Annotated in this window: 9 protein-coding genes and 1 pseudogene; 3 read left to right on the forward strand and 7 right to left on the reverse strand. The window is 38.4% G+C overall.

The genetic code is table 11. The features are described from left to right. Positions 1–123: 123 nt before the first annotated feature. Positions 124–478: pseudogene (locus tag JQC92_RS22760) on the forward strand (IS3-like element ISAma1 family transposase); the annotation flags it as partial. 143 nt (positions 479–621) lie between these two features. Here the strand turns inward: JQC92_RS22760 and JQC92_RS18870 are convergent. The 3 genes from JQC92_RS18870 to JQC92_RS18880 all read right to left on the reverse strand — a co-directional run bounded on the left by JQC92_RS18870 (position 622) and on the right by JQC92_RS18880 (position 5512). Continuing rightward, positions 622–3759 (reverse strand): efflux RND transporter permease subunit, encoded by a 3138-nt coding sequence (locus JQC92_RS18870; RefSeq protein ID WP_205001100.1) that lies wholly within the window; start codon positions 3757–3759, stop codon positions 622–624. 17 nt (positions 3760–3776) lie between these two features. Then, on the reverse strand, positions 3777–4970 hold the full coding sequence (locus tag JQC92_RS18875) for an efflux RND transporter periplasmic adaptor subunit (protein ID WP_205001101.1): 1194 nt from the start codon (positions 4968–4970) through the stop codon (positions 3777–3779). 143 nt (positions 4971–5113) lie between these two features. Beyond that, complete coding sequence (locus tag JQC92_RS18880) at positions 5114–5512, reverse strand: hypothetical protein (RefSeq protein WP_205001102.1); 399 nt, start codon at positions 5510–5512, stop codon at positions 5114–5116. Between the two features lie 510 nt (positions 5513–6022). Here JQC92_RS18880 and JQC92_RS18885 point away from each other — a divergent pair. Continuing rightward, complete coding sequence (locus JQC92_RS18885; protein WP_205001103.1) at positions 6023–6364, forward strand: PBPRA1643 family SWIM/SEC-C metal-binding motif protein; 342 nt, start codon at positions 6023–6025, stop codon at positions 6362–6364. 101 nt (positions 6365–6465) lie between these two features. On the opposite strand, the gene JQC92_RS18890 is transcribed toward JQC92_RS18885, so the two are convergent. The 3 genes from JQC92_RS18890 to JQC92_RS18900 form a co-directional block, all read right to left on the reverse strand. Next, positions 6466–7101 carry a 3'-5' exonuclease gene (locus JQC92_RS18890; RefSeq protein ID WP_205001104.1) on the reverse strand — a complete coding sequence of 212 codons (636 nt, stop codon included), beginning with the start codon at positions 7099–7101 and terminating at the stop codon, positions 6466–6468. 91 nt (positions 7102–7192) lie between these two features. After that, positions 7193–7966, reverse strand: a complete 774-nt coding sequence (locus JQC92_RS18895) for a hypothetical protein (protein WP_205001105.1) — start codon at positions 7964–7966, stop codon at positions 7193–7195. Positions 7967–8198: 232 nt separating this feature from the next. After that, the gene (locus JQC92_RS18900; protein WP_205001106.1) at positions 8199–8564 is read right to left on the reverse strand and encodes a hypothetical protein; all 366 of its coding nucleotides are present in this window, start codon (positions 8562–8564) and stop codon (positions 8199–8201) included. A gap of 297 nt (positions 8565–8861) precedes the next feature. Here JQC92_RS18900 and JQC92_RS18905 point away from each other — a divergent pair, with 297 nt between their 5' ends. Then, complete coding sequence (locus JQC92_RS18905) at positions 8862–9461, forward strand: pentapeptide repeat-containing protein (RefSeq protein ID WP_205001107.1); 600 nt, start codon at positions 8862–8864, stop codon at positions 9459–9461. Positions 9462–9584: 123 nt separating this feature from the next. Here the strand turns inward: JQC92_RS18905 and JQC92_RS18910 are convergent, their stop codons facing one another. After that, positions 9585–10430 (reverse strand): DUF417 family protein, encoded by an 846-nt coding sequence (locus JQC92_RS18910; protein ID WP_205001108.1) that lies wholly within the window; start codon positions 10428–10430, stop codon positions 9585–9587. Positions 10431–11053 lie beyond the last annotated feature (623 nt).

Here is an 11053-nt window from a genome sequence, read left to right on the forward strand (position 1 = left end):
CCGAATTTACTAGAGTAATCATGAGCGGTGGTTTCAGGGTCTTTTTTACAAACTATATTCTCGCAAACCCTGCTCATGATTTCGAATAATTAAGCTCAGTTCATAAAACTGTCCGAACTATTGATCATAGGCAGATGGATAAAAGAGCACCAAGAAGATGACGTTCATGCCTTTAAAGCAATGGAAAGCTGACTCCTGAAGAAGAGAACAGAAAGCTTAAAAACCAAGTTAAACGCCTAGAAATGGAGAAAGGCATATTAAAAAAGGCGACGGTCTTCTTTGTAAAAGTAACGAAGTAAAGTACAACTTCATTACCCAAAATAAGAAGACTTGGCCGATAAATTTAATGTGTCAGATATTGTGAGTTAAGCGCAACAGTTATTACAGCAACCAAAAACGCAAAAATAGTATGCCAGAGAACGATCCTGAGCATGATGAAATCATAGAAATGGTGACTAAAATAGCCAAAGCCAGCGATTGTGCTAGCGATTGAAAGCAATAATCAGTTAAGGGATAAGAATAAATATTTACTCCATAAATCAAAATATTTTAGATAACTCGACCGCTAAAATAGGTTGGTCATTTATATTAAAACAACCAACCAGTTGAATGTTTAAAGCATCACTTATCCTTATATACCCAGCGATACAGCGTCGGTAACACAAGTAATGTCAGCGCTGTTGAACTGAACAAGCCACCAACAATTACAATGGCTAACGGCTTTTGGATCTCAGAACCAACACCATTTGATATTAAAATTGGTATCAACCCAAGACCAGACGTCAATGCTGTCATTAACACTGGACGTAACCGGCCTACTGTTCCTTCATAAACCGAGTCATACAGTGATTCATTGGTTTTTCTGCGTTGATTAATCGCATCGACTAACACTACCCCATTGAGCACAGCAACACCAAACAATGTTATAAATCCAATTGAACTTGGTACGGATAAATACGTTCCTGTAACATACAAGGCCATTACGCCCCCAATCAATGCTAACGGTACATTGGCCATCACAAGTAATACTTGTTTCACACTGCCAAATGAGAAAAATAACAGCATTGCAATTAACGTGATTGACACAGGAACAACTAACATCAGTTTCTGCTGGGCTCGTTGTTGATTCTCATATTGACCACCAACAAGAACCGTATAACCAGCGGGGAGATTGACTTTAGGCACTGCAGCATAAATATCGTTTACAACAGAACCCATATCCCTACCAGAAACATTCGCTTGAACGACGACTCTTCGCTGAACGTCATCACGACGAATATTGGGTGGTGCCATCTCCACGTTAACATCAGCAACCTCACCTAACCGAACCGTTGCACCACTCACCCCGATTAAGATTAGATTTCGTATAGCATCAGGACTTGAACGAAAGCGTTTAGCTAAACGGACATTAATATCATATCTCGCATTGCCATCAATGACTTGCCCTGCACTCACGCCACCAATACCTTGGCTGACTAATGACATGACTTCGTCAACACTAATACCATAGCGAGCAAGTTTGGCTCGATTAGGACGAATGACCAACTGGGCTTCGCCACTGACCTGCTCCAGAGATACATCAACAGCACCGGGAATTTTTGAAACTAATTGACTTAACTCTTCACCTTTTTTTGATAACACATTCAAATCAGGACCAAATAATTTAATCGCTAGTTGTGCTTTCACACCCGACAGTAGCTCATCCACACGTGTAGCAATCGGCTGGGAGAAGGTAAACAGTAACCCTGGGAAAGCGCTCAATTTCTTTTCCATTAGGCGTTGTAGCTCAAAGCGATTATGCGCACTAGTCCACTGTTCTACAGGTTTTAATCCAATATAAATTTCAATATTGCTTACTGGTTCTGGGTCGCCGCCCAACTCAGGTGCACCAATTCGACTCAGTGCATAGTTGACCTCAGGGAAGTTTAAAATTAGCTTTTCGAGTTTTGGCGCTAAATTTACGGAGGACTGAAGGCTAGCCGTCGGCGCTAAGGTCACGCGTAAGTTTATTGTACCTTCTTCTAATTCAGGCACGAACTCCGTTCCTAACTTAGGCACAATACTCATACTAAGCACAAAGGCTGTTAAAGCTAAAAGCATTATTGATTTAGGCTTATGCATCACCCACGTGAGCACTTTTCGATACTGTGTTTCAATTGGCTTTAGTACAAATGATTGTTTTAACGTCACGCCCGATTTAAACAAGTATACGGCCAGTGCAGGTACAACGAATAATGCAACTGCCAGAGCTGAAATCATGGCCAAAATAATACTCACAGCCATAGGTTGAAAAAGCTTGCCCTCAACACCTTCTAAAGCAAACAATGGTGCAAAGACAACAATGATGATGGCCGTCGCAAAGAATATGGGAGAGCAGACTTCTTTTGCCGCAATTAATACTTGTTTACTGGTTTCCCATTTAGGTTCGCTTGGTACACCAGCATTTTTCTTGTCCGCTTGAGTTAGGTGTTTAAAAATGTTTTCCACCATCACAACCGAACCATCAACTAACATCCCTATTGCCACTGCCAACCCACCCAACGACATCAAGTTTGCTGACAACCCATAATAAGACATCACCATTAACGCAAGTCCAATAGAGACAGGGATTGACAGTAGCACTAGTAGTGTTGCTCTAATGTTAACGAGGAATAGCGCTAAAATGACCACAATAAAAATAAACGCAAGCAACAGCGCATCTTTTACTGTAGTTACTGCTTTTTCTACCAGATCGGACTGATCATAAAACGGTTCAAAACTCACACCTTTGGGCAGTGCTTGCTCTATAAGTGGCAGACGAGCATTAATGTCATCAATTGTTGCTTTTGTATTTGCACCCAAGCGTTTAAGTACTACGCCAGCGACAACCTCACCCATGTTTTTTGCATTACCTTGCTTATCTCTTTGAGTCATGGTTACGGCACCTACTCGAATTTCGCTGCCATAACTCACCTTGCCAATATCCGATATTTTAACCGGTGTCCCTTTATGTTCAATTAATGGAATTTGTGCAATGGCATCTAAACCATCTTTCCCAGCAGGGAGAAAGCCATAGCCACGAACAACCAGCTGTTCTTGTCCTTGTGGCATGAACCAACCGCCGGCATTGCGATTATTGTTCTCAAGCGCAAGAGTGACCTGCGATAAGCTAACGCCGTAGGCGCGTAGTTTGTTCGGGTCAACTTGTACTTGATACTGCCGAACTTCACCACCAAAAGATAAAACGTCAGTTACACCACTTACTGGCATTAATATCAACTTGATTAAATAGTCATTGAGGCTTCTTAATTCAGCAGCAGAGATACCGGAACTCGGTGCGGCTCGTAGGGTGTATTGATATATTTGCCCGAGACCCGACGTATTTGGTCCAATCTCTGGTGTTCCAACACCATCAGGAATGGCCTCTTTTGCCGCTTGCAATTGTTCGAATACTTGTTGGCGTGCAAAATAAATGTCAGTGCCTTCTTTAAAAACGACAGTAACGATGGATAACCCTGTTCTAGATAAAGATCGCACCTCCGTTACCGCTGGTAAGGCGTACATGGCCGATTCGACCGGATAGGTGATCAGTTTTTCTACTTCTTCAGCTGCAAGTCCCTGCGCTTCAGTATTTACTGTTACCTGAACATTGGTGACATCAGGGAACGCATCTAGATTCAGTTTAGGTAACATTGCAACGCTGCCACCGATAGCAAACAGTAGCGTCAATACAACCAATAATCGCTTTTCTATGGCGACTCTTATGAACTTCTGTAACATCATTATTTCCTCGCCAATTAGTGATTATGAATATCAAAGCCAGACTTGGCTTTTTCTGAGGCAAGGAAGAAAGCGCCTTCCAATACAACGTCAACATTTTCCGACATTAAATGCTTAAGCTCAGGGCTGACGACCCGGTTAAGGCCTCCTTGTCGCTCAACAACATTTACTTCTATAGATTCAAACCCATCTGAGTCTTTAAAAAATAATTGCCAATCACCATCAGCACTTCGTGTCAGTGCCGAGTCTGGTACAACAATGCCTTGCTCAACTTTATCTCCAGCGGAAAAGAATAACTCAACAAATTCGCCTGCATGTAATTTATGAGATGAGTTACTGATGCTAAAAAGTACTTCTTCTGTACGAGTTTCGTTGTCAAGCTCATGGGAGCGACCAATTAACTTGGCTTCAATTAACGTATTTCCGATCTTCACGACCGCTTTACGTTTGGCTGTTAAATCCTTCGCCTGTTGAGGGGTGAGCTCAGCTTCAACCCATAAGCTTGTTTCATCGGTCAGCTGCATCAATGGCGTGCCTGCAGGATTAATTTGTCCAACCCTACTTATATCTTGTTGTACTCGGCCTTTAAGTGGCGACAACAGTTCAAAGCTTCCAACCAGTTCAGGAGAACGCTTTAGAGCAGTGATTTGAGACTCCGTCATATTGATTGAGCGCAAAATGGCTTTTTTCAGCTTTGCGTCAATTAATGTTTGCTGACGCTGACTGTCACTCACTGCATTTTTACCGAGTCGTTTTACACGGTCCCACTCCCTAGCAGCATTGATATATTCAGCTTGCGCTTGAGCCACATCTTTACCGCCTAACTCCAGTAGTACTTGACCCTTTTTTACTTCCTGACCAGGAACAATATGTCTTTTTAGTACTAATACATCCAATTGAGGATCAATCGCCGCCGTTAAGTTTCGATTAACGGCTAATGTTGCAGTTGCAACGTGTTGAACATCAAGATTATCTAAGCTGAGTATCGAGCTCTGAATTGAAGTTAACTTTATTCCAGCAAGTTGCATTTGTTCTTGTGTTAGCTTTATCACTTCAGAGTGACGTTCTTCTCCCTTATGGGCTTGTTGTTGTTCCTCTTGTACATCATGAGAGTGATCGTCTCCAGCGTAGCAGACGCTGCCCCATCCTAAAGTCAGCAAAATAGTGAGGGCGATTGTGGAATTTTTGTAAATTTGATTGTTTAACATCATATTGCCTCATGCCTCGGCATAGCCGATGACAATAGTAGAAGAACACAAAATTAAATGTGATCTATCTAAGGTATTAATCTGACGGCAGTTTTAGAAATATTGAAAAGTAATATTCCATAAGAAACTGTTATCAACAGAGTGTATTAAACCGGCTGAAGCAAAATTGGAGGGCGATATGCTGGGGCGATATCTGGAGGAAAATAACGAATAGTAGTTAGAATAATATTATGAGTTCTCGCCATTAAACTGTTTGTTTGCAATGGTGAAAACAAGGTGACATAAGTAGCGTGACATTGACAGTCTAAGCACAAATCGACAGTTTTACTGTGTTGATGCTGATCTTGAAGGGAGTGATTCCCCCAATCATCTATGCCGCATCGATCATCTGAAACGACCTCAGTGATCTCTAACTGCAAATGTGCGTGACTATCACCTTCTGCTTGATGTTCAGTCTCATGAATTTGGTGCGCACCAACATTTGCCACAAATAATTGCAGTAGCATAACTAATGTTATCAATGTTGTGGTAAATACTCGCAGCAAACGTAAAACCCTAATAAAAGTATTTAAAACATATTACAGAACATACCTGAATAAAGAAATATTTTAATTAAGAGCTAGTGATCATTTTCACTATTTTGATGCCTATTGTTAATACGCTTCTAAGTCACCGGTCACTCTGCTGTGAACATGAGGATGTTTGCGACTCAAAATTGGTCAAACTCAGAATTTTAACTTGTGCCAAATTAGTGTTCATAAATTCTGATCTTATAGCAAAATATTCTCAACCATTTAAAATTACAAAAAAGAATAAGTTTCCGCATCCATTACTGACAAGTGCTTTTTGGCAATTGTAATTCGTTTTGTAATTCAAGGTCTGTAGTGTATTTACATGGAAGGATTCAGTGATTCGAGTCCACACGGTTGTAAAACTCTTCATTCAGCTTTTAATATACAATTGAAACAAATTTTGTTTGTTAACCTATACCCTCAATGTGTCTTTTGCTGTATAAGCTCCCCCCCATAGTTCAAATCAAACAATAGTAGTCTTATATGTCTGACAAATTTTTCTTTAAAGGTCGTAAAACGCCAAAGCCTGCATATGGTATGAGTGGTTATAATACCAAGCGCGTGATCAAAGCAGGTACAGCATCATCACCTATCAATGTAACTGTAAAATCTGAGCAACGGCAGGCTGAAATTCAAGCGATTGCTACTGAGCATGATATTGCCATTAACATTACAATCGCTGAATCTGAAGCTGAGTACCTAATAGAGCTAAATGAGATATTGAATAAACCTAAATCTGTAAAGATTGCCGCAAAGCAAAACAGAAATGAACTATGTGCCTGCAAAAGCGGAAAAAAATTTAAGAAGTGTTGCGGTAAAGATTAATCACTCAAAAAAAACATGAGCTGTTTGGCTGAACAGTGCTTTACAAAGCAGAAAGCCAAACAGTTTGAGTTTTTTGACTTTCTATCAATTTTGGAGAATATTTACTTGATTTGCTTTTTCAAGTAATTAGGAACTTCACTCGCTTTTACTCTTGAAAGTGTTTTCATGAACGAAAATGGTACATCTCCCAAAGAATAGTCATTATTCAAATCATCCAACATCGCCAGCCATAAATGTGCCGTCATTTGTGCATCCGCTAATGCTCGGTGAAATACGCCGTCTGTTGGTAATTGTTTGTAATCGACTAGCGTGCCCAATTTATGGTTGATAGATAGTGGATATAATCGTCTTGCTAGTAACATTGAGCATGCAAAAGTGCCTTTATAATTCACGTTGGCGTAATCAAACTCTGCATCAAGAAATTTCTTATCGAATGATGCATTATGAGCCACCAAGTTATGCCCATTTATAAATTCAGCGAATTCTTCCATGACCACGGCACACGGCTCGGCGCTTTTAACCATTGTGTTGGTAATCCCTGTATAGTTTTCGATAAATGAATCAATACGGCGGTTGGGATTCATCAGTTTTTGAAAAGTATCGGTGATTTTGCCATTTTCGATTAATACGGCGCCAATTTCGATGCCACGTTCACCCATAGTAGGAGATAAACCTGTGGTTTCAAAATCCAATACGACTACGGTATTGGCATATCTTTCCTTTAGCTTATTAACCATAATAAACCTCTCCTACATGCAAAAATTATATTAATACTATTTCAATCAAGCCCTTGACGAGGTGTTGACGGTTTTATTGTCAGAAAAAACACTATGATTTTTTTATATGAGTCTCGTACAACTTAACTAGTGCAGCTTCAAGCGTAAGCTCATCATCTTGCTTCATATACAATTTTGCAATTCGAATTATAAACCCCAGATTCAGTTTATGTTGCTTTGAAAATTCACGGCATTGCTTTTCAAACGCTTTTTCTTCTACTTCATCGTGAAATGCCTTAATGGCATTATCGAAATCATTACCGTGTTCAGCAAATAAGTCGCTTAATTTTGCCTTTGGTACTCGATAGGCTTTACTTGCGTAAGCTAAAGCTTCAGGAAAGAATTCAAACTCTTCACCAAACACACTGAGTTTATCTGCCTTCACATAATTAGCATGACGTTTTTGCCCATCAACTTCGAAGATAAAATTTTTATTCTTGACGCGAGCATAGGATTCTTCTCCAAGTTGGATCCCTGCGCTTAAGCTTGTTTTAAGATTGTAATCAAAGTCGTTTAATTCGTCGGGATCCCACAATTGAAAGACTCTAATCGCCTTGGCATACTTTTTTTTCAATTTTGCTTTAGCAACATCAACTCGTTGACCTAATAATGCGGATTTATCTACCTTTAAAAAATCAAAGCATTCTTTACAGGATGGAACTTCATAAAAATCTGCTTCTTCGCCTGTTGTTAAGTAAAACTCTGCAAGCTTTAATGGCGGGACAAGATCATATTCAGTCGCAATGCATCCGCAATAAAAGCATGTATTAAAATGTTCACTTTGAGTGGCCATTATCCGGTGGTACATTTCGCGATATTTCATCATTAGGAGTCACTATTGGCGCTAAAAGTAATAAATAATATTCAAAAAGGTGCCAAATAGTCTTGATGCTATTTTTGCAACAGAAGATGGCCACACTTCAACGTTTACAGCATATTGTACAAGCACAACAGTAAGATCAGAATAACTAATTTTGGGAATTTAAATGCGTCTTTAAGCCTTCATATCTCCTACAAAGCTCCTGCAGAAATGAGTTGGTCCTGAAACAAATGAATGTTTAATAGAACAACCTTTTTGGCTTCTGAGATTTTATTGCAGCACATAAAAGTCCAAGAATGACGAAACTTGGAAGAACCAGCACAGCAGTGATTAAGTCGGAACTATCAAAATGAAATGACTCGAAATATTCGTAGCCCTCATCAAATAAAGCAACAAATAGGAATAAGAAGCAAAAGCGAAAATTCAGAAATCTTTCTAGTTTGAATACATACATCAGGCAGAGAAGATATACCATCATTGTTAAACCGATACTGATAGTTTCTCTTAAGCCCCCAACTAAAGATTCATCTACATCAAAGCCTAAACAATATAGACCAAAAGCGGTAAACACATACAATAACCACCACAATCTTTTATTTTTCATTACTATCTGCCGCTACCCAATACGTTGTGAAAAAATTAATCGATACTGGCAGTTTTTAGTCGTTTAGAACAGCGCCGACCTCATTAACTGTGACCTTTGCACACAATTAGAAGGTGGTTATGGCATCATTTAAAAGCACGCTTAAAAAAAGGCCAATAAAAAGAAACTTTTTAACCCCTATAAAAAGATGATTAATTGAGATAATTTAGCATTAAGCTGCATCAACGAATAAAATTACCGTCTTTTAATATGTTACAACTACTGAGCAGTAAAACCACAAAGAATCGATAAAAACTAATGAAAACAATCAAAAATAATGAGCAGTACTTTGACACCTCTTTTATAAAACTTACTTTTTCTCATGAGCAATACGACAACATTGAGTTTGAAGATTGCCAGTTTAAGTACTGTGACTTTTCGGAAGTACTCTTTGAAAATTGTAATTTTATCAATTGTATATTTGAAAACTGTAACCTGAGCTTAGCCAATTTTTCAGGTTCAAAGTTATTTGAACTTAAATTTGAAGATTGCAAACTGGTGGGTATTGATTGGACCAAGGCAGAGTGGCCTACTTTTCACCTTGATTTTGGCCTCTCTTTTTCTCACTGTACTTTAAATGATTCATCATTTTTTGGCCTCACTCTACATGAATTATCGTTCAATGAATGTAAATTACATGATGTTGACTTTCGTGAAGGAGATTACACGAATTCATCAATGCGATACTGTGATTTTAGGCATGCGTTGTTTATGAAAACAAATCTTCAAGGTGTTAATTTTAGTGAATCAGAAGAGTATATTATTGATGTGCTAGAAAATAATATTAAAGGAGCAAAATTCTCACGTTTTGAGGCATTAAGTTTATTAGAGGGTTTAGGCATTGAGCTCATTGATTGAGACTTTTGGTAAAATAAGTATTTGATAAAATTAAAATAGTAGAACAAAACTAACTTCCCGTAGGAGAAGTTAGTTTTGTTCTTGTACAGCCATATTATTGATATAACAACTTAAATTAACGGTTTACTTCAACTTAGCTGGCTGAACAAGCATTAACGTTGCAATTACCACTAAATTTGCGACATACCATAAATCTTTAATAACAAACTGACCTAGGCGTTGAAACAAGGTCGTTGAACTGAATGCAATTTGGGTTGTGAATAAAAAAGTCTGAGTCATCAGAAAAACACTCAAACAAGCTAAGCCACTGAGAATGATCAATTTCTTATTATTCAACAAGATGCCTGCGCCTAACAACACTGCAAATAATACATCGAATCCACCAATGACATTCGATGCGCCTTGCACACTGAATAACACATACAACCAAGACATGAATGGGGATGTCTCAACAAGTCCTACAATGGCTTTTGCTTCAAATTCATAAAACTTCATGCCACCAATCCACAATAAAACCATGGCAACTGGGATAAAGTTTAAAACTACATGTTGTTTATCAGTTAACTTATTTTTATAGAATAAAAACAAGTAAATAGGCACAATTGCAAAGTATTTAATAATGCCCTGCCCGCTACCAATAATAGGGAAACCACCAAGCTGCTCAACCCATCGATTACTGGCAAATAGAGTTAACAAAGGAACTATACTTACTAATACAGCAAGAAATAGTGCAGCTGTTGGCTTCATTAATTTGTAGTGGGCAGCGAGTGTGGCGGCAACTAAAGCAATCATTACAGTTCCAGTCAGCACACCCAATGTGCTAACACTTAGAGCAGTATCAAGACCATAAAAGCTGTATGTAGCCGTTAATGTATTAGGGTTTGCGCCTAAAACAAACGACAACCCCAGTGTTAGTAAGCTTAGACTTAATAAAAATATTACTAAGTTATTTGTATATTTTAAATTCATAGTGAGCTCGTAAAATTTCGCTGAATAATATAGACCTTAAAAACAAACGAAATCTTTCATTGACCAATGATATATCCTGAATATCAGAGAACTCAATCATGACACTCACTTTTTAATCTCACATTTGAGTACTTAGAATCATAAGCCTTACATTGAACAGATGAAAACATTGAAGATAAAGGGGTATATAAATAGCTATAGAAAAACCTATTATCCGTTTTAAAAGTGTATTTATCACACTCCTTGCATCAGATCAGGAATTATATTGCTATATGCAGTTCTTCTCTTAAGGACGTCCATGGCACATCAAGCAACTTCTATTTTTATTGACATGCATATCAAACATAACTTGTTTATATGGACCAGATTTTGCAAATTGATTTAGAAATCCATCCGGATCTTTTAAAGCATTTTTTACTAGATAATTAGTCGGTTCTGAAAAAATCCATTTCAAGAGTTTAAATGTACGGCATCTGATTTACGCAAAATTCAGAGCCGTACCCAAAAGCAAGATTTCTTAGATTTTGCATCAATTTCACTACAAAACAGCCAAAACTCACCATCTTTTTCGAGCAAAAAGAAAATGGCTAACCACTTTCTCAAGTTCCAGGCACACGCAGCCA

The sequence above is a fragment of the Parashewanella hymeniacidonis genome (genome assembly GCF_016900895.1).
GTDB lineage: Bacteria > Pseudomonadota > Gammaproteobacteria > Enterobacterales > Shewanellaceae > Parashewanella > Parashewanella hymeniacidonis.